We start from the raw sequence: 20,564 nt of genomic DNA on the forward strand, positions 1-20,564 counted from the left end.
CCCTCACACAGAGGGCGCCCCCGGAGTCGTAGCGGACGACGTCAGTCCTCGAACGTCGCCGACAGGGCCTCCGCGAGGCCGGGGACCAGGGCGCCGCCCGTGAGGACCTCCGTGGGGGAGTCCTTCTCGCGCAGGCGCAGGGCCGAGTCGCGGGTGCCGTCGCGCAGGACCGCGACCGTCATCCGGACCTCCTGGCGGTCCGGGTGCTGGGCCACCCACTGAGTGAGCTTCTTCTCGCTCAGGCCGTCCGGGACGGAGGCCTCGGCGGACGGCGGCAGCATCAGGCGCTCGACGGTGAGCGCGCAGCCGGCCACCGCGTCGGGCCAGGCGATCGTGCCGAGGAACTCGTCCAGCGGCTTTCCGGCCGGGATCTCCTCCTGCTCGATCGGGGTGAGACCGGTGGTCTCGGGCTCGTCCCGCAGGCCGAGTTGGGCCGCGAGGCCGGGTTCCTGGGACCGCAGCCGCGCGGTGTCTACCAGGGCGAAGAGGCGAGCGGGCTGGTCCCAGCCGAGGCCGGAGGCGTACTCGTCGATCTCGAGTACGGCCCGGGTGAGGGGATTCGCTGCCATGGGAGTGTTGGACATGGTCACAATCCTGCCTCGTTCATGGCCGGAATCGGGAACCGAGTAAGCGGTGAGTAAGTTGCATAGGTGTGGGCCCGCGATCACGTGGGGCTACGGAGGGTCCGCGAACCCGGGGACCTGACGCAACGACAGCGACCAACAGCGAACTTCGAGGTGCGCACCTTGGCTTTCCAGATGCCGGACCGCGGCGGAGGCCCGACAGGGCCGCGGATCAGAGTGGGCCGCCCGTCCCGGCGTGTCCGGACTTTGCTCATGACACTGGGCGTCCTTGCCGTACTCGGCATGGCGTTCACGATGTTCGCGGGCTTCTGGACGGACTGGCTCTGGTACCGGTCGGTGCATTACTCGTCCGTGTTCACCACCACCCTGTCGACGAAGATCGGACTGTTCTTCGTCTTCGGTCTGCTGATGGCGGCCGCGGTGGGCGTGAACATCTGGCTGGCGCACCGCCTGCGCCCGCCGCTCAGCGCGATGTCGATGGAGCAGCAGAGCCTCGACCGCTACCGGATGGGCATCGCGCCGTACAAGAAGTGGCTGCTTCTGGCGATCACCGCCCTGGTCGGGCTGATCGCGGGGGCGTCCGCGTCCAGTCAGTGGCGGGTCTGGCTGATGTGGGTCAACGGCGTGCCCTTCCACCAGAAGGACCCGCAGTTCCACCTCGACGTGTCCTTCTACGCGTTCGACCTGCCCTGGTACCGCTTCCTGCTCGGCTTCGGCTTCGCCGCCGCGATCCTCTCGCTGCTCGCCGCCGCGCTGACGCACTACCTGTACGGCGGCCTGCGCATCACCAGCCCGGGCGCGCGCGCCACGGCCGCGGCCACCGGACATCTGTCGGTACTGCTCGGCATCTTCGTCGCCCTCAAGGCGGTGGCCTACTGGCTCGACCGGTACGGACTCGCCGTCAAATCCAGCGACTTCAAGGCGACGGGCGACTGGACGGGCCTCAGGTACGTGGACGCGAACGCGTATCTGCCGGCCAAGACGATCCTGTTCTGCATCGCCGTCATCTGCGCGCTGCTGTTCTTCGCCACCCTCTGGCGGCGCACCTGGCAGCTGCCCGTCATCGGCTTCGGCCTGATGGTGCTCTCCGCGATCCTCATCGGCGGCCTGTACCCGGCGATCGTCCAGAAGTTCACGGTCCAGCCGAACGAGCAGGCCAAGGAAGCCCCGTACGTCCAGAAGAACCTCAAGGCGACGCGCGAGGCCTACGGCATCGACGACACCAAGGTCACCGAGTACTCGGGGACGAGCACCACCAAGGACAAGACCAAGCTGCGCTCCGACGTCAACTCCACGGCGAGCATCCGGATCGTGGACCCGAACGTCGTGTCGCCCACGTTCCAGCAGCTCCAGCAGATCAGGAACTACTACGCGTTCCCGACCAACCTGGATGTCGACCGCTACAGCGAGGACGGCAAGGACCAGGACACGGTCATCGGTCTGCGCGAGTTGAACCTCAACGGCATTCCGAAGAACAACTGGATCAACGACCACTTCCGCTACACGCACGGCTACGGAGTGGTCGCCGCCAAGGGCACCGAGGTCGACTCCGAGGGCCGCCCGGTCTTCACCGAGTCCGATCTGCCGTCCAAGGGCGACCTCGGGACGTACGAGCAGCAGATCTACTACGGCGAGAAGACCACCACGTACTCGATCGTCGGCGGTCCCCAGAAGGAGATCGACTACTCCGACGACAGCGGCGAGAAGACCACCAGCTACACGGGCAAGAGCGGGGTCAACCTCTCCAACCCGCTCAACCGGGCCGCGTACGCGGTGGCGTTCAACGAGCCGCAGATCCTGTACTCCGGTGCGATCGGCGAGGGTTCGCGGATTCTGTACAACCGCACGCCCAAGGAGCGCGTCGAGGCGGTGGCGCCCTGGCTGACCATCGACGGCGACGCCTACCCGGCGGTCGTGGACGGCCGTATCCAGTGGATCGTCGACGCGTACACGACGAGCAACGGATACCCGTACGCCTCGCGTACGACCCTCGGTGACACCACGGCCGACTCGCTGACGGCGACCAACAACAACCGCGCGGTGGTGGCCCAGCAGAACCAGGTCAACTACATCCGCAACTCGGTGAAGGCGACCGTCGACGCGTACACCGGTGCCGTCAAGCTCTACCAGTGGGACACCGAGGACCCGGTCTTGAAGACCTGGATGAAGGCGTTCCCGAACACGGTCGAGCCCAGGAAGGACATCTCGTCCTCGCTGATGGCCCATCTCCGGTACCCGCAGGACCTGTTCAAGGTCCAGCGCGAGCTGCTCACCCGCTACCACGTGACGGACGCGCAGACGTTCCTCAGCGGCAGCGAGGTGTGGCAGGTGCCGGACGACCCGACCAACAAGTCGGGCAGCGCGGTCCCGCCGTACTACCTGAGCATGAAGATGCCGGACCAGTCCGCGCAGGCCTTCTCGTTGACGACGACGTTCACACCGAACGGCAGAGACAACCTCAGCGCCTTCATGGCGGTCGACTCCGAGGCCGGCACCCCGGACTACGGCAAGATCAGAATCCTGAAGCTACCGACCAGCACGACCGTCGGCGGGCCTAAACAGGTGCAGAGTGCCTTCAACTCCCAACAGGACATCGCCGAGTCCATCAAGCTCCTCAAGGGCGGCGACTCCGACATCGAGTACGGCAACCTGCTGACGGTGCCGCTCGACGGAGGACTGCTCTACGTGGAACCCGTCTACGTACGCGGCGGTGGACTCAAGTACCCGCTCCTGCGCAAGGTGTTGGTGGCCTACGGGAACAAGACCGCCTTCGAGGACACGCTGGACGAGGGGCTCAACAAGGTCTTCGGGGCGGAGAGCACCACGACCCCGCCACCGGACGAGACCACCACTCCACCGACATCCAGCAACCCAACGGTCCAAGCGGCGTTGACCGACGCCCAGAAGGCCTTCGACGCCGGGCAACAGGCGTTGAAGAAGGGCGACTGGGTGGCGTACGGGCAGGCGCAGAAGGATCTCCAGTCCGCGCTGCAGCGGGCCGAGAACGCGCAGGCCGCGGCCGACAAGGGCAAGGGCAGTGGCAAGAGCACCAGTAGTCCGAGTCCGAGCAGTAGCCCCAGTAGCGGATAGGGAAAAGCCCACCTCACGCCGTGGTACGGTTGCAACACAACGGCGCGGGGTGGAGCAGCTCGGTAGCTCGCTGGGCTCATAACCCAGAGGTCGCAGGTTCAAATCCTGTCCCCGCTACTGATCGCGAAGGCCCGGATCCTCCAAGGATCCGGGCCTTCGCGCTGTGCGAACGCATGTGCCGACGAGGGTGACGGCCGTGCCGCCGGGGGGACTTGGTGAAACCGTGTTTCGCTTGTCTCTCTGTGGGCATGTCGACAAAACGCTGTAGAGACCTCACTGGCTGCGGTATACCAGGTGTACCCAGGTTGCAGGTGGTGCGACGATGGACGTTATGGGGGACAAGGCAACTCTGTTGGATACAGGGCGTTTTGTGCAGCCTTCCGACCGGGACGAGACCGGTGACGGAGAGGCTGTCGACGAGACACGGACACGGCTCGCCGCACAGGCCGGCGACGTCGAGGCGACGAGTGTCCTCGGGGCGATGCTGCTGCGCCGCGGTGATCTCGACGGAGCCGAGTCCCTTCTGCGTGCCGCCACCGCCGAGGGCGACCGGGCCGCGGCCAACAATCTTGGCGTCCTCCTGCACCAGCGCGGATACACCGACGAGGCCGCCGGCTGGTGGCGGATCGCCGCCGTAGCAGGGTCCGCCGCCGCCGCGCACGCGCTCGGCCGGTACCACCGCGAGCGCGGCGACGAGCCCGCCGCCGACTACTGGCTGCGCCAGTCCGCCGAACAGGGCCACGCGCTGGGCGCGTACGCGCTCGCCGATCTGCTGGAGCACCGCGGGGACACCGCGTCCGAACAGTGGATGCGGTCCGCCGCCGAGCGCGGGCACCGCGAGGCCGCGTACCGGCTGGCCCGCGCGCTTGATCGCCGGGCGCCGCACGAGGACGAGGGCGGGACTGACAACGGTGTCGCCTCGGGCCCTGGCACCCCCGACACCTCCGGGGACCCCGGGAACGAGGCCGAGCAGTGGTACCGGCAGGCCGCCGCTCGTGGACATCAGCGGGCCGCGCTGCAGCTCGGGGCGATCCTGGAGAAGCGGGGCGAGCTCAAGGAGGCCGGGCGCTGGTATCTGACGTCCGCCAAGGACGGGGAGGCCCGCGCCGCCTGTGCGCTCGGGTTCCTGCTGCGCGACGCCGGCGACACCGAGAGCGCCGCCGTGTGGTGGCTCCGGGCCGCCCAGGACGGCGACGGCAACGCGGCCAACGCGCTGGGCGCGCTGCACGCCGAGCGCGGTGAGACACAGACCGCCGAGCGGTGGTACCGGGCCGCGATGGACGCCGGGGACGTGAACGGCGCGTACAACCTCGGGCTCCTCTGCGCCGAGCAGACGCGCACCGCGCAGGCCGAGCAGTGGTACCGGCGGGCTGCCTACGCCGGGCACCGGGAGGCCGCCAACGCGCTTGCCGTGCTGCTGCTTCAGGGTGGTGACGCGACCGGGGCCGAGCCGTGGTTCTCCAAGGCCGCGGAGGCCGGGAGTGTGGACGCGGCGTTCAACCTCGGGATTCTCTTCGCCGGGCGCGGCGAGGAGGCCGTCGCGCTGCCCTGGTACGAGCGGGCTGCGGCTGCCGGGCACACGGAGGCGGCGTTGCAGGTCGGGATCGCTCGCCTTCGGGACGGGGACGAGCGGGAGGCCGAGCGGCATCTGCGGTGTGCCGCGGGTGGGGGGAGCGCGGAGGCTGCTTACCGGTTGGCCTCGGTGCTTGATGCTCGGCGGCCGCCCGCGCCTGCGCATGAGCTGGGTGAGCAGGTGCATGAGAAGACCGAGTGTGAGGAGTGGTACGAGCGGGCGGCTTCTCAGGGGCATCGGCGGGCGCAGGTGCGGGTGGGGATGCTGGCGGCGGCGCGTGGCGATGTCGTCCAGGCGGCTCGGTGGTATCGGGAGGCTGCCGAGGCCGGGTCTCGTAACGGGGCTTTCAATCTTGGGTTGTTGCTCGCCCGGGAGGGGAGTGAGCCGGAGGCGGCTGTGTGGTGGGCTCGGGCCGCGGATGCGGGGCATGGGCGGGCTGCGTTGCGGTTGGCTCTGGTTTACGCGCGTCGGGGGGAGTTGGCTGAGGGGCAGCGGTGGGCTGATCGGGCGGTGACGCTTGGGCCCGGTGAGGTGTCTGAGCGGGCGGCTCGGTTGCGGGATGCGTTGCGGCAGGAACTTACGGCGTAGTGGTGCGGTGGGGTGTTATCGCCCCCGCCGCCCCTACCCGTCCCATCCCCAGGGGCTGCCGCCCCTTCGGCCCCGCCCGGGGGCTGCGCCCCCAGACCCCCGTCGGCCCTGAAGGGGCCTCGTCCTCAAACGCCGGACGGGCTGGATTGGGGCGGCCTGGGCTGGAAGGTGAGCGCTGGATGGGGTGGGTGGTGGCGGCTTGGGCTGGAAGGTGGACGCTGGATGGGGTGGGTGGTGGCGGCTTGGGCTGGAAGGTGGACGCCGGTCGGGGTGGGTGGTGGCGGCCTGGGCTGGAAGGTGGACGCCGGTCGGGCTGGGTGGTGGACGCCGGACGGGCTGGATTGTTCCGCCCGTGCTGGAAGGTGAGCGTCGGGCCGGCTGGGTGGAGCTGACCTGGGTTGATAAGCGATTTGCTTCTCTTGGCCCGTCTGACGTAACGTTGCATTCAACGGCGCGGGGTGGAGCAGCTCGGTAGCTCGCTGGGCTCATAACCCAGAGGTCGCAGGTTCAAATCCTGTCCCCGCTACTGAAGGCTTGAGGCCGGAACCCATCAGGGTTCCGGCCTCAAGTGTTTCCAGCGTTACGGCTGATGCCCGACCGCCGCCTCGTACAGCGAGCGGTCCACCGTCCGTGACTCCGGCAGCGCCGCCCCCTTTGATACGCCCGTCGCCTCGTACGCCGACTGCAGTCGTGTCGTCGTGCCCGCGCGGATCTCCCAGTCCATGGTCAGGGACGGGGTTGATTTCAGGACCGACTCGTCCGTCTTCAGAAGCTTCGCCAAGTAGGCGACGAAGGCCGGGTCGCCCTTGTAGTCACCCGCGAAGTACGTGTTCACCGTGCGGATGTAGGCGCGGAGGAGAGCCACGCCGGCGTCCACGTCGTCGTGCAGGAGGCTGCGGCCATAGAGCATGCCTCCCAGGGGCTCGCCCAGTGGTTGGCCGCCCAGGAAGGCGTACTGAGGGTTGTTGTCGACCTTGCGCCAGACCGGGTCCAGGAGCCAGGCCGAGTCGACGCCGCCGTTCTGGAGGGCGGTGAGGACGTCGGCGGAGCCGAGTTGCTGGTACTGGATCTTGTCCAGGCCGCCGCCGTGGGTCGCGAGGGCCTTCTCCATGGGGTACGCGATCACCGAGCCCTTGCCGATCATCGTGCCCATCCTGCGGCCCGCCATCCGGACGTCGGCCGCCGCCTCGCCCTTCTTCAGCTTCGCCCACAGGCCGCTCTTCGACTTGGGGTCGGGCGAGAAGTTCCCGGCGACCCACTTGATGTCGAAGCCGCCCTTGACGCCGTTCATGACGGCCGCCTCCGGGGCCGCCCACATCGCGTCGATGTCCCCCTTGGCCAGCAGTGGCAGTGCGTCCGGGGTCGGGAGGACCTTGAGCGTGACGTCCAGGCCCTCCTTCTTGAACTCGCCCTTGTCCAGGGCGACTTCGAGCGGGGCGACGTACTCCGCGCTCAGCGTTCCCGTCGCGATCGTCAACTTCCGTGTTGTGGGGAGAGGTTGGGGGGAAGGGGCGAGGGGCAGGCAGCGTGCCGGGACGCGGGTGGGGGAGCGGTCCGCCGGGTCCGTCCAGGACGACTTGCCGCAGCCGTCCACCGGTTTGACGGTGCGGTTGCCCGCGGCGGCTGTGCTCGAAGGCCCGGAATCCTCCGCGTACTTCGACGAGCAGGCCGCCGACGTCAGCAAGGTCGCCACGACGACTGCCACACCGTACGCACGCCTTCTCATGACTGTCCCCGTCCTCGGTCCCTCGGTGCCCACGGTGTGAGCAACCGGCCTGCTATACGCACCAGTTCGGAGAAGACGACCCCCAGGACCGCTACGCACACAATGCCCACGAACATCACGTCGTTCTCGAACAGCGCGCGGGAGTCGAAGATCAGGTGGCCCAGGCCGTTCGTCGCGGCGATCTGTTCCGAGGCGACGATGACCAGGACCGCCACGCCGGCCGCTATGCGCGCGCCCACCAGGACCGCGGGGAGGGAGGCGGGGAGGAGGACGTGGCGGAACATCTGCCATGGCGTGGCGCCGAAGACCTGGCCCGCGTCGCGGTGGCCGGAGGGGATCGCGACGACCGCCGACATCGTCGAGATCCATACGAAGAAGAAGACCGTCGCTGCCACGAGCGCTACCTGTGGGCCTTCGCCCAGGCCGAACATGTTCAGGAAGATCGGCAGCAGGGCCAGTTTCGGGACTACGTACAGGGCGTCCAGCAGTGGTTCCAGGGCTGCCCGGACCAGGGACAGCGAGCCCATCAGGAGGCCGAGGGCGTAGCCGGTCGCCGTGCCTATCGCGTAGCCGCCCAGGACGCGTTTGGTGGTGGCCCAGACGTCCGGCCACAGGTCGCCTGCGGCGGCCCGGGACCAGCCGTCGGAGAGGATCGTGGAGGGGGACGGGTAGACGCGGGGGTCTATCCAGCCCTGGGTGGCGGCCAGTTGCCACCAGAGGATCAGTGCGAGGGGGACCGCCACGGCGAGCGTGAGTTCCAGGGCGCGTCGGCGGCGGTGGGTGCGTAGGGGATTGAGTTCTTGAGGGCCGGGGCGGCGGACCAGGACCGACTCCTGGCGGTCGGGGGCGATGGTGGTCATGCCGGTACCGCCTCCTTCCGTAGCAGCTCCCACAACTCGCTCTTCAGGGCGGTGAATTCGGGGGTGTCGCGGATGTCGCCGGTGCGTGGGCGCGGGAACGGCGGGCGGTGTTCGGCGATGATCCGGCCCGGGCGAGCGGACATCACCAGGACGCGGTCACCGAGGACGAGCGCCTCCTCCAGGCTGTGCGTGATGAAGAGGGTGGTGGTGCGCAACGTCTGGGTGATCTCCAGGAGTTCGTCCTGGAGGATCGTGCGGAGTTGGGCGTCGAGAGCGGCGAACGGCTCGTCCATCAGCAGGAGTTCGGGTTCTACGGCGAGTGCGCGGGCGATGGCCACACGTTGGCGCATGCCGCCGGAGAGGGTCGCCGGGTAGGCGTGCGCGAAGTCGGCGAGGCCCATGCGGGTCAGCCACTCGGTGGCGCGGGCGTTCGCCTCGCGGCGCGGGACACGTTGGATGTCCAGGCCGAAGCGGACGTTCGCGCGGACCGACTTCCAGTCGTAGATGCCGTAGTCCTGGAAGATCATGGCCGCCGGGCGGGGGCTCTTCGTGCGGATCTCCAGGGTGCCTGTGGTGGGGCGCAGTAGGCCTGCGGCTATGCGGAGGAGGGTGGATTTGCCGCAGCCGGACGGGCCTACCAGGCAGACGAACTCGCCTGGTGCGACGGTGAGTTCGAGGGGGCCGAGGGCCTGTATTTGGTGCGGGGTGCGGCCGAAGGTGCGGGTCAGTTGGGTGGCGTGGAGTTTTGGGTGCGGATCTCCCACGGTTGCTCCTCGCGGAGTTCGCAGTTCGGAGTTCGGGGTTCGGAGTTCGGAGTCCGTTACGAGTGGCGGTGCCGCATGACGATATGACGGGGCGTCAGATTCAGGAAGGGTGCGTGCAACGCGAAGCCCCGGCGGCCGCCTTGTGCGGTGCCGGGGCTTGTGTGGGCCTGCAATGGTCCTTACGCGCTCGCGCAGTTCGGGCACAGCCCGCGGTAGGTCACCTCGACGCCCGAGACCGTGAAGCCGAAGCGCTCCGAGTCGGGGAGGTCGGCGAGGGGGTTGCCGCCCGGGTGGACGTCGCGGATCTGGCCGCACTGGGCGCAGACCAGGTGGTGGTGCGGGCTGTGCGCGTTCGGGTCGTAGCGCTTGGCTCGCTTGTCCGTGGCTACTTCGAGGACCTCGCCGAGCGAGACCAGCTCGCCCAGCGTGTTGTAGACCGTCGCCCGGGAGATCTCGGGCAGCTTGGTCACGGCGCGGGAGTGGACCTCGTCGGCGGTCAGGTGGACGTGGTCGCCGTCGAGCACTTCGGCCACGACGCGCCGCTGTGCGGTCATCCGCCATCCGCGTCCGCGCAGCCGCTCCAGAAGGTCACTCATGCCCGCCAGCTTAACAGCAAGGTGACCAGTTCCCGAATGGGTGTGATTTTGGAGAGGTGCTCGACTTGGACTCAGTCCAAGTCGAATTCCGGCTCCGGCTCCGGCTCCGGCTGTGACTCCAGCTCCGACTCCGATTCGGTCCGGGTCGTTGTCAGGCCGGTACCTGCTGTCGGGCGGGTGCCCAGCAACGGATGATGTCGCGGACCGAGACGATGCCGGCGGGCTCGGCACGGTCGAGGACGATGAGGTGGCGGAAGCCGCCGTGGGCCATCGCGCTGGCCGCGTCCTCCAGGGTCCAGGCCGGGGTGGCGAAGACGACGTCGGTGGTGGTGTGGGCGTGGGCGCGCTCGGTGTCCGGGTTCTGGCCCCGGCCGAGGGAGTTGAGGATGTCGCGTTCGGTGAGGATGCCGATGCCGCCGGCGTCCGGATCGAGGACCACGGCCGCGCCGACATGGCGCGATGACATCAGGGCGGCTGCCTGGCGGAGGGTGTGGGCGGGGCCGATGGTGAGAACCACCGTGCTCATGGCGTCGCGGACCAGCATGGGATGAGGCCACCTCCTAGGGAATCCGGGGTCGCTCACGGACCGTGGGTCCGTTAGTTACCGGATTCACAAATTCACAAGTGGGGGGACTCTCAGAGTTGCAGGTAAAGCACGGGTCAACAAGAGGGCGCGCGCGGCCGGTTGGGGGCGTGTGCGGGGGTCCCGTGGTGCTCAGTAGCGCTGGTATTGATCGCGGTCGTCGGTGGGGTGCGGCGTAACTCCCCACCCCGCCGACGAGCTGCACGGTTGTAGCCGTCATTGGTCGTTGCTGGTCGTCGTTGGCCACGCTCGGACGGCCCACAGACGGCCCGGCGAGGCCGCCGCAGCGGTCCCCAGCTCGTCTGCGGTCATCAGCTTGCGAAGCTGAGGCATTTTGGCGGCAGCCGGGGCGTTGAGCAGGGCAAACGGTGAGTGTGCGACGTCGTGTGGCTAGGCGGCTTTCCCAGTGGTTCCCTGGTGCACCTTTGGTGCACGAGCGTTGTCAATGGCTGCCTGTACGCTGCGGAAGGTTGGGTCGGCCTGCTCTCTCGGTAACGAGAGCGCGCGACCAACGGGGCGGCTCAGAGGGGACCCTTGAGCCATGTCGGTACGGGAGCTCGTGAAGCTGCGACATCCCCTCTCCCAAACAACTGCCCAGAGGTCCCTGACCATGCACGGATCACTTCTTGTGACGCCTGCTCCCGCGCTTCTTCAGTCGAGCCCGGCCTTTTGGTCCACGGCTCACGGAGGCCATCGTGATGATGGAAGCGGCCCCGGGCCAGCTAGTAATAGTTCGCATTGATGTGGACGTCATCAACGAGTTGGGCCGGCGCGGCTGTTCGTCATTACTCACCTCGTTCCCAGCCTGCCCGTTCAGTCTGAGGCAGTTAGCCAGGCGAGGAGTCGGCGGAGAATCAAGGATTCGGCTGGAGAAGATGATGTAATTAGAGCTTGTTGCAATGCTTGGACGGCCTGCTGATCGGCTTTCACGTTCATAACCTCTTGCAGTGCGCGCCACCGTGTCTCAGTTGCGGTGCCCGGCATTATGCACACCCGGCACCACAGGCGAGCGGCCTCCTCGGAGAAGCCCTCGCCCGTCAGAAGGGCGGCCATGGCGTTCAGTTGGTCGACTGTGAGAGGGCTGGAAGCCTCAATGCGACCTATGATCTGCCGAATTGCTGTACGGCCCATTGTCGTAAGGCAGGCTCGAATTACCGCCATCAGTTCGGGTGTCGTCACGCCGGGATCGGCCAATAACTCCTGTGTAAGTTCTGATACAGCCGCCGCTTCACCCTGCTCAGACAGGACAGGCAGCAGCGAAGCCCGCAGGTCTGCGCCACCGTAGGGGCGGGCATGTAAGGCTTCTAGCACCACTCTGCACCCTCCAGCGTAATTGAGGTCACAGATAGTCTCGGCCGCGCTTACAAAATCTTCATTACCTGCGCCAGGATGATACAGCACTCTCTTCGCAAATGGGAGGATGCTGTTCGACGGAGCTCCCACTCCGATGAGGTGTTTCATCACAGATGTGTAATCCCTGGGACGCACTTGGAGTTTTTCGCACCACGTCAATATCTCAGGCACGGCCTCGGCGCCGATAGCGTCGATTAACGTGTTAAGTTCCAGGCTTGGGAGGTAGGGGCGCGGTGAAGAGTCGAGGCTCATACGAATCAACTCAGCAGCCTGGCTCTTGAAACCGCATGCGACTAGTGTGCGAGCCACGCCGGGACGTTCGTCTGAGTTCCAAGCTGGGTGGTCGCGCATAATTTCAACAATTTTGTCTGCCGCGCCCTCTCCCGCCTTATCAATCCAGACATTAACAACTTCACCGATCGATTCGTCATCGGCAGACTCGTCAAAAAGGCGTCGTGCGAAGCGTGGCACTTCATCCATAATGCCAAACCGCAGCAAGGTCATAGTCAGGCCTTTAAGTGACCACTCGACAGTAACTCTCTTGTTAGTGACTGCAAGCCTCACCTCTGCGGCTGCATTTCGGCCCTTAAGGGCAAATATTACGTCACTGGCGTGTTCGATGACTGAACTGTTTTGTTCGGTGCCAGCTACGATCGACAAGGCGAATTCGAAGATCCCGGGCGTTTCTCCCAATGCTACAAGCTGTTCTGCTGCATCTAGGCGGTACCAATTCGCGGCATGGCTATCATTTAGTACACGCCGCAAGAATTCTATCCGGAATTCTGCCCCAGCCGGGTCGAGTGATGAAAGTAGACGACAGCAGGAGATTGCTGCATCAGGTCGGGCCGTTTCGGTTATCTTCTTAAGTAGTTCGATTCCGCCGCTCAAGGAAGATACGTTTGCGTACGCGGCCGCAGCTCCGGTTCGAAGTGAAGACCGCATACCTTCTGATTGTGCAAGCAGCCGCAGATGGTTTGCGAGACGTTCATTTCCACGCAATTGGGAGAGCTCGGACAGGATCTGACTCTGTCTATCCTCGATAATATATTCGTAGTCATTGGCGGCGAAATCCATTAGTCGATCGATAACGGATCGTTCCAGTGCTTGGCCTAGTGGCACCCCGGAGGTCACCAGTCGCAGTGCCATGATTCGATGCTGCAGATCTCGAGCCAAGAGATGCCGAACGATAGAGGTTACGTCGTTGCCGGTTTTTCGAGCCCATAGGGCGAAAGTGAAAAGGATTCGGTTACGTTCAGATGGGTTAGAAATGGCGGCGGACTTTGCATCAAGATTCGGGAAGTCTGCCGAGATTCCAGCCGCTTCATCTTGGGCTGCTATAAACTCGGCGAATGATTTATGAAGAAAGGAAAGTTCGGCTCCATCGAAGGCCATGACGCCTGTATGTGTGAGGAATTGGCCAAGTTCACCCTCGGTTCCGTGTGGCCAACTCAATCCTGAGGGTAGGTGTGACGCTAGCCACTTCTGGGCTACATCGAGGAGGCGAGGTGACAGGCGCTGAGTCTTGACGCTTTGCCATGCGAGGTGCGTTACCAATTCGTCTTGATGCGCCAAGAGCCAGTCGGCGAGGTGGCCAAGCCCGCGAGTTTGCCATCGAGCATGGAAGCGAGCGATGACTTCCAAATTTCCCTCGCGCGCACTGCGGAGATCGGAAAGGAAGGTTTCATACAGTGCAATTCGTCCCCGAGGTAGTGGTGACCATGGATTCCGACTCCGGAAGGCGGCGGAGATGGTTGTCAGTAGTGGGACTTGGAGAATCTCCTGCAGGTCTGCCTGGTGAGCTTCTTCGATAAATTCCTGTGATCGTATGTCCGGATCGGCATCTCCCTGGGTCGCGAACCATCGCTTGGCAAAAGAAAGTTGTTGGTTCTTATCGAACCCCTTGAGTGTGTAAAAACCGATTCCTGTCAGGTTTTCGAATGGTTTGAGCTCCTCTTGCGGCAGGGGCCGCGAAGTAATAACTAGTCGGCAATTTCCGTTTGGCCTGATCTCTCTCGCTAGTGTCTGTAGAATAGTATTTCTGGTTTTCGGGTTCGATATTTCATCGAGCCCGTCCACAATGATTAGCCATCTTGCGCCGTGCGGGCGCTGAGCGAAGCGTTCTGGGCCTATAGGGCTGATCAACGCACCAGCGCGCGCTATCGCATTACTCAACTGTTGGTGCCATGCGTCCTGTGTGAGTAGATCGGCTGATGTAACGCGAATGCAGGCGACGGCTTCGACGCACCAGGGAAGGTCTGCGTCCGCTTCCCGGAGCCAGTACCGATCAATCTGGCGGGCCAGGTGCTGTCCGAGGGTTGTCTTGCCCGAGCCAGGCCCCCCGGTGATGAAAAGGTGATCGTGCGCTGAGAGGGCGGCGGCAAGGGTGGGGGCTGGTGTATTGCCGCGTAGCGCTTGCCTTTTGGAGCCAGAAGATGCGGGCTGTATATCTTGTTCAACGAAAACATCAGACAGAGGGGGCTTGTGTACACCAAGCAAATCGTAGGGGAATTGTTCAGCCGCACGAGCCTGGCTTCGTAAGAGGTCCTCAAGCCAGGTATCCGGCAGTGGAATGTCGGCCCAACCGAGTCGTGGGTCCTCTCTGAGCTGGCGCGCAGCGAGCTCCTTTTGTTCCAAGAGCCGCTTGGCCTTATTCCACGCGGCGGTGACGGAGCCGGTCGGCTGCCCGAGTGCTGCGGCTAGACGCTCGGTGGCTTTAAGATCTCGAAGGCGCTTACCTCCGATGATGTCGTAAACCACATTCTTGTCCGGGGGTGGGATCTGGCAAGGACGTCGAGGTGCGCGCAGGAAGGCGTGAGCTGTTTCGTATCCCGCGTCCCTGAGGGCACTCCGGAACCACGTGGCCAGTTCGGCCAGTTCGGGTTGTGGTCGTTGGCTTGACCTGCTGGGCCGTCCGCTGGGCATGGTTCCCCGATCAGTTTCCGCAGAGTTTCCCCACGCTAGAGGGAAACTCTGCTGAGCGGGGAGTGTTCGCTGCATCGCTTCCACCTTGAGTGGGATGGCAGACAGGAGATGACGTGATGTTGGTCGATGCAGCGACTGCTGCAGCGGGAGACAGCCCCTGGGTGCTACTGGCCCTGTTCGTGCTTGTGATGCTGTCGGAGACGATTCGTCGCGCGCTGAGTTACAAGGCGGTGATACGACGGGAGGCCGAGCACACGCGAAGGGTTGAGGCGGCCGTGGCTGGAACCGACTCGCAGCACCGTGCCGAGGTGGTGATGGCGTGCGTGGGATTGAGGCCTGGCTCTGAACCTCTTTGACCAGGCTTACCGGGGCTAGTCGGCGCACGTGTCGCCCTGGTCGAATGGGCGCCATCGGCGAGCAACTCTGGAGAGCTGGCCCGGCGGCTCGTAGGTCAGGCATCAGCGGGCTCAGCGTGCCGTACAGCCCGTTTCGCCGCCTGCTCCACCTCATGCCGCGACATGGTCACGTCTTCGAGCGTCGCGTATACGGTTACCGCGGCCTGGAATTCCTCGGCCGCTGTACGCCACGCCTTCCACTGCGCCTCGTACTCCTCACCAACAAGGCCGGCGAGTTGTTGACGGGCGTCTTCGGAGGAACGTTCCAGCTTGATCAATTCGTCGGGGATGTCTGCCATGGCCTGGATCTTAAGTCGCCTCCGGGGCAGACCCGGGGATGCGGCTCGGGGAACGGCAAGGTCTACAGGCGCGGTGACGACGACGAGGGGCAACCGACGGGTGGATGTAGATCGACCACTGATTTGGGCAAAGTCCGGCTCAGCGCAGGGCTTCGATGGCCTTCACGATCAGAGCGCGAGCGTTCGCGCCGTACACGGCCATGCTGCGCAACCGCTCGAATGCCTTCGCGTACAGGGCGATTTCGGAGGGCTGGGTGACGTTCACTTCGGCGGACACCAGCTCGACGGAGACGTGCTTGTCGTCGTAGAGGTGAAAGGTCTCCTCGGGCCAGTGCGTCCGGCGGATGGTCATCGGGATGACTCCGAGGGAGACGGCTGGGAGGGCGCCGGCGGTGAGGAGGTAGCCGAGTTGCGCTGCCATCGCGTCGGGGTCGGCCACCTGGGAGCGCAGGACGGCCTCCTCGATCACCACGACGAAGCGGTGTCCCTGTTCGTGAATGATTCGGGAGCGTTCGAGCCGAGCGCGCGCGGCCTCCGCGCTGTCGTCGATGTCCAGGTCGTGGATGCCTGCGGCGATACCGAGGACAGCGAGTGCGTAGCCCTCTGTCTGCAACAGTCCGGGGACGATGCTGGAGGAGTAGATCCGGAAGTTCTGGGTTTCGCGGGACGCCTGCATCCTGCTGTCCTGGATGTGGCGTAGTCCGGCGCGGACCTGGTCGCGCCATTGCCGGTACATCGACTCGGCGTTGATGGACTGCACGACGAGATCCTGCGCTTGTCCGTCCGCCCCGGTCGCGGTGCACCACCGTCGGATGTCGTTGGCGGACGGGCCGGTGAGGGCGTTCTCGATGCGTGAGGTTTTGGAGTAGTGCCAGTCGCACGCGGCAGCCAACTGCACGACCGTCAGGCCGGCTTCCTTGCGGAGGTCGCGCAGCCGGTGGGCGACGGCTTCACGTGCGGCCTGGGCAGATGAGGAGGGCGAGGCGGGCATGGGTTGGCTGCCGGTGCTTTCTGGTCAGTGGATCTGGTACTGGTCGTGAGGGATCGCGCGTGCCCATACGGCCTCGAAGGACTCAGTGCACAGCTTCGCGACGGAAGGGTCCTCGGAGATCTCGTGGCCGATCATGGCCCCGTTGCCGGAGAAGTAGCCCCACCGGATCACCTGGTCGTCGAAGAGCCAGAAGTCGTTGCCCGGCAGGGCGATGTCCGAGGCGCGTCGGCGGGGCAACCAGCGGACCTGTTCCCCGGCGTGCACGTTGACGCTGGTGGAGGCGTGTTCGTAGCGGATGTAGTCCGTGACGGGTTCGGACACGATCCGGGCGCGCCGCACCACGACGCCGCGCGCCACGGCACGGGAGACCAGGTCCACCCAGGGTGCCCAGTCCGGCGATCCTGGGTCGGTGTCGAGACGGCCGGTCTCCAGCCATGTCCGGAAGTCATCAGCCTCAGCGGCCACCCCGTAGTGATCTCGCATCTCAAGGTGCACAGCGGAGCGTGTGCAGTCGTCCATGAGCTCAGCGATCGTCGGAACGATCGAGGACATCGCACGCCTCCCTGATCATGTGCACCATCCTGGCAGGGACGCGGATGACGGCCTCGTCCACCGGAATACCGACGGCATGACCTGGCACTTCGAACGCGGCGCACTCCGCTTCGAGTTGAGGGTCGGGCTTCCATCCCTGGAAGACGAGTTCGCCCTTCTCCTGGTCGACCCACACGGTCGGTGAGTCCCCGGTCTTGGTGTCGGGGTCGATCCCGATGAACCGTAGCGACATGACTGTCTCCATCCATGAGATGTGCAGTTCTTTGCGACACGGTCCGGCAGTTGGCGTAGCAGGTCAAGAGGCCGAACTCGACAAGACCCACGGCAGGTTGGCATGAGTGCAAAGATCTGCACATTGCTGGCGTTGACGTCCATCGCACTCCTAGCTTCGAGAGGCACGACGAGACCCGGCGACCACGCGAACGGCCCCGGGCGTGGCCGACTGGGCAGGGGTCGACATGGCGAACCGCACCACCGCAGCATCCGAAGGTACTGAGCGCGGGCAAGCCGATCGCCCTGACATCCCCGTCATGCGCGAGACCGTGCAGATTCTGCTGGACCCCGACGCCGTGGCGCTGCCCCCAACGGCTGATGAGCTGGAGACGCTGACGCAGATGATTCGGGGCCACCTGGAGCTGCTCATCCCCGAGGTCGAGCAGTCCGTCAGGCGGTTGAATAAGGACAGCATCCCCCGGTACTGCGCGCTCGCCTGCGTAGGTGAGGCGCGGGGAAAGCTCCGTGCCGAGCCGATCCGCAGATTCGGCGTAGAAGTCGGCTATGCCCGACGGCTGGCGCGCACGTTGAACGCTTTGTGTGACCACTACGAGAACCTCGGTGCGCGCCCGTGACCGCGGCCATCGACGACACCTCGATGCGCTCCGCCGAGTGCGCGGTGGCTGCCCTGGACGGCTACCAGGAACTGCACCACGAATGCCGTCAGACCAAGGACATCCCGCTACTGCCCCACGGGGCCGGCCTGGTCCTGGTACGACGCTGCCCCTGTCCCTGCCATACGCGTGTGGCAGGTGCGTCATGACTCTGCGCTTCTGCCGCTACTGCGACGAGCCGATCACCGATCCTGATGACGCAGTTCACCTCTGGCACGAGGAGAGCATGAGCGGACCGAGGCGGGACGTGTGGGCACACCGTGAGCACGTCGGCCTCGTCGAGCCGGACACCGCTCAGGCCGTATCGCTGCCGTGGCGCTCGGTCGAGGGCACTCCGGTGACCGCCTCCCTGCTTTTCTCCAACGCGGGGGAGCGCGCGGTCAACCGTGTCGTCTTCAACCGTCTGGCGTGGCGCCCCGCCCTCGACACCGTGGGCGTCCCGCGCGGCAGGGAGAACGGCATGCACGCCTTGAGGCACTTCTACGCGTCCGTTTTGCTGGACGCGGGGGAGAACATCAAGGCCCTGTCCGAGTACTTGGGGCACCACGACCCGGGCTTCACGCTCCGGACGTACACGCACCTGATGCCGAGCAGCGAGAAGCGAACGCGTGAAGCGGTGAACGGCGCGTTCGAGGACGGCCCGAAGACCGATGACGGCCCAACGACGGCTCAGGGGGCCTGAGGGAGGGGGTAACGCGCAGGTCAGGCCCCAAGCCAGGTCAGTAGCGCTGGTTGAGATACCCCAGGAACTCGTCGTGCAGGATGCCGTTCGACGCGGCCGCGTTGCCGCTGTGCGGGCCCGGGTGGCCGTCGAGGCCTGTGAAGGTGCCGCCGGCCTCGGTGACGATGATCGCGGTGGCCGCCATGTCCCAGAGGGAGAGTTCGGGTTCGGCGCAGATGTCCACCGCGCCCTCGGCGACCATCATGTAGGGCCAGAAGTCGCCGTACGCGCGCGTGCGCCACACCTCGCGGGTCAGGTCGAGGAAGCCGCCCAGGCGGCCCTGGTCCTCCCAGCCGGTGAGCGAGGAGTACGCGAAGGAGGCGTCCGTCAGCTTCGAGACCTGGGAGACGCGCAGCCGGGACGCGGAGGAGAGGCTGCGGCCGGTGTAGGCGCCGTGGCCCTTCGCGGCCCACCAGCGGCGGCCGAGCGCGGGCGCGGAGACCAGGCCGACGACGGGCTGGAAGCCGCCCTCCGCCGCCTCCATCAGGGAGATCAGCGTGGCCCAGACCGGAACGCCGCGTACGTAGTTCTTCGTGCCGTCGATCGGGTCGATCACCCAGCGGCGCGGGCCGGTGCCCTCGCTGCCGTACTCCTCGCCGATGATCGCGTCGCGCGGGCGTGCGCGCTGCAGATGGCCGCGGATCAGCTCCTCGGCCGCCTTGTCCGCCTCGGTGACCGGAGTCATGTCCGGCTTGGTCTCGACCTTGAGATCGAGCGCCTTGAAGCGCGCGGTCGTCGCGGCGTCGGCGGCGTCCGCGAGGACGTGGGCGAGGCGCAGGTCATCGTGATAGTCGGCCATGCGTGAACCGTATCTTCAGGGGTCGCGCCGGGGCTACAGGGCCCGGTGGGCGAAACGGGAGGTGGGGACCTTCAGGGGACCGCCGAGGAGATCGTCGGAGGGGAACCCCGGTCCAACTCCCGCGCGCAATGGCCGAAGTGCGCCCCCCGGCACCGCCGCGAACCCTTGACAGTGCTCCCGCGCGCGTCAAATCTGGGCGCAGAGCCGCTCGCCCCGGGAGGCGAATGATGCCTGCAGCGCGGGAATCCCTGCTGGACGCCGCCTATACGGCGCTGGCGCGTCGGTCGTGGTCCACCGTACGGATGGTGGACGTGGCCGCTGCCGCCGGAGTGTCCCGGCAGACGCTGTACAACGAGTTCGGGAGCAAGGAGGGGCTCGCGCGGGCGCTGGTCAGAAGGGAGGCCGACGGGTATCTCGTCGGTGTCGAGCGGGCGCTCGGGAGTCACAGCGACGCCCGCGAGCGGCTGACCGCGACCGCCGAGTGGACCGCGTCGGCGGCCCGCGAGAACGCGCTGGTACGGGCGATGCTCACCGGCTGCTGGAGCGAACGGCTGCCCTCGCCGACCCTGTCCGCGGTGCCGTCCTCCTCCGCCGTACCGGCACAGCGCCGGGCCGACGGACCGCTGCCCTCGCCCGGTGACTTCGTGGCCGTCGTCCGCGACCGTGCCGTGACCGCGCTCGCCGGACCCGGCGCGGCGGCCAGGCCGGACACCGTCGACCTGGCCCGCTCCTGCGAACTGGTCGTCCGCCTGGCCCTCTCCTGCGTGGCGGCACCGCCGGGCGAGGGCGGGGTCGGCGAACTGGTCCGCAGCGCGCTCAGCCCTGCCCGGTAGAGCCCGTGGTCAGTAGAGCCCGTGGTCAGGGGAGCTCGTGCCCAGTAGAGCCCGTGGTCAGTGTGCGGAACCGGACAGCTGGAGCCCGATGACCCCGACGATGACGAAGCTGATCGACACGAGCTTCAGCGTCGACACCAGGTCGCCCAGGAAGGCCATCCCGTAGATCGCGGTGCCGGCCGCGCCGATGCCGGTCCACACGGCGTAGGCGGGGCCCACGTCGAGTTTCTTCAGGGAGAGGGTGAGCAGGCCGAAGCTGCCCAGCGCGAAGGAGCAGAAGGCGACCGTGGGCCACAGGCGTGTGAAGCCGTGGGACAGCTTCAGGCACACGGCGAACCCGGTCTCCAGAATTCCGGCCACGACAACCAGCAGCCACGCCATGTGCTGTCCTCCCGTTTGTCCGGCTCGGTGCGATTATGCACTTACCGAACTTGAGTCCCCACAAACA

General features: G+C 66.1%; 19 protein-coding genes and 2 tRNA genes. 8 read left to right on the plus strand and 13 right to left on the minus strand.

What is annotated here, in order from left to right; translation table 11 throughout:
- Window positions 1-41: 41 nt before the first annotated feature.
- Window positions 42-584 (minus strand): PPA1309 family protein, encoded by a 543-nt coding sequence (locus tag ACFWP5_RS16620; protein ID WP_384156074.1) that lies wholly within the window; start codon window positions 582-584, stop codon window positions 42-44.
- A 174-nt stretch (window positions 585-758) separates the two neighbouring features.
- On the opposite strand from ACFWP5_RS16620, the gene ACFWP5_RS16625 reads away from it, so the two are divergent.
- The 4 genes from ACFWP5_RS16625 (at window position 759) to ACFWP5_RS16640 (ending at window position 6,361) form a co-directional block, all read left to right on the plus strand.
- Complete coding sequence (locus ACFWP5_RS16625) at window positions 759-3,674, plus strand: UPF0182 family protein (RefSeq protein ID WP_384156263.1); 2,916 nt, start codon at window positions 759-761, stop codon at window positions 3,672-3,674.
- A gap of 43 nt (window positions 3,675-3,717) precedes the next feature.
- Window positions 3,718-3,791: transfer RNA gene (locus ACFWP5_RS16630), tRNA-Met, on the plus strand.
- A 205-nt stretch (window positions 3,792-3,996) separates the two neighbouring features.
- Complete coding sequence (locus ACFWP5_RS16635) at window positions 3,997-5,835, plus strand: tetratricopeptide repeat protein (RefSeq protein ID WP_384156077.1); 1,839 nt, start codon at window positions 3,997-3,999, stop codon at window positions 5,833-5,835.
- Window positions 5,836-6,287: 452 nt separating this feature from the next.
- Window positions 6,288-6,361: transfer RNA gene (locus ACFWP5_RS16640), tRNA-Met, on the plus strand.
- 54 nt (window positions 6,362-6,415) lie between these two features.
- Here the strand turns inward: ACFWP5_RS16640 and ACFWP5_RS16645 are convergent.
- The 10 genes from ACFWP5_RS16645 to ACFWP5_RS16690 form a co-directional block, all read right to left on the minus strand.
- Window positions 6,416-7,561, minus strand: coding sequence for an ABC transporter substrate-binding protein (locus ACFWP5_RS16645; RefSeq protein WP_384156080.1), 1,146 nt, complete (start codon window positions 7,559-7,561; stop codon window positions 6,416-6,418).
- Window positions 7,558-8,421, minus strand: coding sequence for an ABC transporter permease (locus tag ACFWP5_RS16650; protein WP_384156083.1), 864 nt, complete (start codon window positions 8,419-8,421; stop codon window positions 7,558-7,560). The genes ACFWP5_RS16645 and ACFWP5_RS16650 overlap by 4 nt, the downstream gene beginning before the upstream one ends.
- Complete coding sequence (locus ACFWP5_RS16655; protein ID WP_384156086.1) at window positions 8,418-9,185, minus strand: ABC transporter ATP-binding protein; 768 nt, start codon at window positions 9,183-9,185, stop codon at window positions 8,418-8,420. Before ACFWP5_RS16655 ends, ACFWP5_RS16650 begins: the two co-directional genes overlap by 4 nt.
- Window positions 9,186-9,364: 179 nt before the next feature.
- Window positions 9,365-9,781 carry a Fur family transcriptional regulator gene (locus ACFWP5_RS16660; protein WP_384156089.1) on the minus strand — a complete coding sequence of 139 codons (417 nt, stop codon included), beginning with the start codon at window positions 9,779-9,781 and terminating at the stop codon, window positions 9,365-9,367.
- A 151-nt stretch (window positions 9,782-9,932) separates the two neighbouring features.
- Window positions 9,933-10,325 (minus strand): cyclic nucleotide-binding/CBS domain-containing protein, encoded by a 393-nt coding sequence (locus tag ACFWP5_RS16665; RefSeq protein ID WP_384156092.1) that lies wholly within the window; start codon window positions 10,323-10,325, stop codon window positions 9,933-9,935.
- Window positions 10,326-11,177: 852 nt separating this feature from the next.
- Window positions 11,178-14,474 carry an NACHT domain-containing protein gene (locus tag ACFWP5_RS16670; RefSeq protein WP_384156095.1) on the minus strand — a complete coding sequence of 1,099 codons (3,297 nt, stop codon included), beginning with the start codon at window positions 14,472-14,474 and terminating at the stop codon, window positions 11,178-11,180.
- Between the two features lie 616 nt (window positions 14,475-15,090).
- Window positions 15,091-15,333, minus strand: a complete 243-nt coding sequence (locus tag ACFWP5_RS16675; protein WP_384156099.1) for a hypothetical protein — start codon at window positions 15,331-15,333, stop codon at window positions 15,091-15,093.
- A gap of 139 nt (window positions 15,334-15,472) precedes the next feature.
- A complete protein-coding gene (locus ACFWP5_RS16680; RefSeq protein WP_384156102.1) occupies window positions 15,473-16,324 on the minus strand; it encodes a helix-turn-helix domain-containing protein in 852 nt (283 codons plus the stop codon).
- A 24-nt stretch (window positions 16,325-16,348) separates the two neighbouring features.
- A complete protein-coding gene (locus tag ACFWP5_RS16685) occupies window positions 16,349-16,876 on the minus strand; it encodes a DUF6879 family protein (RefSeq protein ID WP_384156106.1) in 528 nt (175 codons plus the stop codon).
- The gene (locus ACFWP5_RS16690) at window positions 16,848-17,108 is read right to left on the minus strand and encodes a hypothetical protein (RefSeq protein ID WP_365608258.1); all 261 of its coding nucleotides are present in this window, start codon (window positions 17,106-17,108) and stop codon (window positions 16,848-16,850) included. Before ACFWP5_RS16690 ends, ACFWP5_RS16685 begins: the two co-directional genes overlap by 29 nt.
- 226 nt (window positions 17,109-17,334) lie before the next feature.
- Between ACFWP5_RS16690 and ACFWP5_RS16695 the strand changes: the two genes are divergently transcribed.
- Genes ACFWP5_RS16695 through ACFWP5_RS16705 form a run of 3 tightly spaced genes read left to right on the plus strand, consistent with a single transcriptional unit; the run spans window position 17,335 to window position 18,445 of the window.
- Window positions 17,335-17,724 carry a DUF6415 family natural product biosynthesis protein gene (locus tag ACFWP5_RS16695; RefSeq protein WP_384156109.1) on the plus strand — a complete coding sequence of 130 codons (390 nt, stop codon included), beginning with the start codon at window positions 17,335-17,337 and terminating at the stop codon, window positions 17,722-17,724.
- A complete protein-coding gene (locus ACFWP5_RS16700; protein ID WP_384156111.1) occupies window positions 17,721-17,912 on the plus strand; it encodes a hypothetical protein in 192 nt (63 codons plus the stop codon). Before ACFWP5_RS16695 ends, ACFWP5_RS16700 begins: the two co-directional genes overlap by 4 nt.
- Window positions 17,909-18,445, plus strand: a complete 537-nt coding sequence (locus ACFWP5_RS16705; RefSeq protein WP_384156114.1) for a tyrosine-type recombinase/integrase — start codon at window positions 17,909-17,911, stop codon at window positions 18,443-18,445. The genes ACFWP5_RS16700 and ACFWP5_RS16705 overlap by 4 nt, the downstream gene beginning before the upstream one ends.
- Window positions 18,446-18,482: 37 nt before the next feature.
- Here the strand turns inward: ACFWP5_RS16705 and hisN are convergent, their stop codons facing one another.
- On the minus strand, window positions 18,483-19,283 hold the full coding sequence (gene hisN / locus ACFWP5_RS16710; RefSeq protein WP_384156117.1) for a histidinol-phosphatase: 801 nt from the start codon (window positions 19,281-19,283) through the stop codon (window positions 18,483-18,485).
- A 224-nt stretch (window positions 19,284-19,507) separates the two neighbouring features.
- On the opposite strand from hisN, the gene ACFWP5_RS16715 reads away from it, so the two are divergent.
- Window positions 19,508-20,116 carry a TetR/AcrR family transcriptional regulator gene (locus tag ACFWP5_RS16715; RefSeq protein ID WP_384156120.1) on the plus strand — a complete coding sequence of 203 codons (609 nt, stop codon included), beginning with the start codon at window positions 19,508-19,510 and terminating at the stop codon, window positions 20,114-20,116.
- Window positions 20,117-20,173: 57 nt separating this feature from the next.
- On the opposite strand, the gene ACFWP5_RS16720 is transcribed toward ACFWP5_RS16715, so the two are convergent.
- Window positions 20,174-20,497 carry a multidrug efflux SMR transporter gene (locus ACFWP5_RS16720; RefSeq protein ID WP_043674501.1) on the minus strand — a complete coding sequence of 108 codons (324 nt, stop codon included), beginning with the start codon at window positions 20,495-20,497 and terminating at the stop codon, window positions 20,174-20,176.
- Window positions 20,498-20,564 lie beyond the last annotated feature (67 nt).

Source organism: Streptomyces sp. NPDC058469 (assembly GCF_042721125.1).
Taxonomy (GTDB): Bacteria; Actinomycetota; Actinomycetes; order Streptomycetales; family Streptomycetaceae; genus Streptomyces.

Bases quoted from the DNA above. Each gene is read 5' to 3' on its own strand.
- ACFWP5_RS16720 (WP_043674501.1), bottom strand. From the start codon at position 20,497: ATGGCGTGGCTGCTGGTTGTCGTGGCCGGAATTCTGGAGACCGGGTTC.
- ACFWP5_RS16665 (WP_384156092.1), bottom strand. From the start codon at position 10,325: ATGCTGGTCCGCGACGCCATGAGCACGGTGGTTCTCACCATCGGCCCC.
- ACFWP5_RS16690 (WP_365608258.1), bottom strand. From the start codon at position 17,108: ATGTCGCTACGGTTCATCGGGATCGACCCCGACACCAAGACCGGGGAC.
- ACFWP5_RS16625 (WP_384156263.1), top strand. From the start codon at position 759: ATGCCGGACCGCGGCGGAGGCCCGACAGGGCCGCGGATCAGAGTGGGC.
- ACFWP5_RS16695 (WP_384156109.1), top strand. From the start codon at position 17,335: ATGGCGAACCGCACCACCGCAGCATCCGAAGGTACTGAGCGCGGGCAA.
- hisN (WP_384156117.1), bottom strand. From the start codon at position 19,283: ATGGCCGACTATCACGATGACCTGCGCCTCGCCCACGTCCTCGCGGAC.
- ACFWP5_RS16660 (WP_384156089.1), bottom strand. From the start codon at position 9,781: ATGAGTGACCTTCTGGAGCGGCTGCGCGGACGCGGATGGCGGATGACC.
- ACFWP5_RS16645 (WP_384156080.1), bottom strand. From the start codon at position 7,561: ATGAGAAGGCGTGCGTACGGTGTGGCAGTCGTCGTGGCGACCTTGCTG.
- ACFWP5_RS16705 (WP_384156114.1), top strand. From the start codon at position 17,909: ATGACTCTGCGCTTCTGCCGCTACTGCGACGAGCCGATCACCGATCCT.
- ACFWP5_RS16650 (WP_384156083.1), bottom strand. From the start codon at position 8,421: ATGACCACCATCGCCCCCGACCGCCAGGAGTCGGTCCTGGTCCGCCGC.
- ACFWP5_RS16620 (WP_384156074.1), bottom strand. From the start codon at position 584: ATGTCCAACACTCCCATGGCAGCGAATCCCCTCACCCGGGCCGTACTC.
- ACFWP5_RS16715 (WP_384156120.1), top strand. From the start codon at position 19,508: ATGATGCCTGCAGCGCGGGAATCCCTGCTGGACGCCGCCTATACGGCG.
- ACFWP5_RS16685 (WP_384156106.1), bottom strand. From the start codon at position 16,876: ATGTCCTCGATCGTTCCGACGATCGCTGAGCTCATGGACGACTGCACA.
- ACFWP5_RS16635 (WP_384156077.1), top strand. From the start codon at position 3,997: ATGGACGTTATGGGGGACAAGGCAACTCTGTTGGATACAGGGCGTTTT.
- ACFWP5_RS16675 (WP_384156099.1), bottom strand. From the start codon at position 15,333: ATGGCAGACATCCCCGACGAATTGATCAAGCTGGAACGTTCCTCCGAA.
- ACFWP5_RS16680 (WP_384156102.1), bottom strand. From the start codon at position 16,324: ATGCCCGCCTCGCCCTCCTCATCTGCCCAGGCCGCACGTGAAGCCGTC.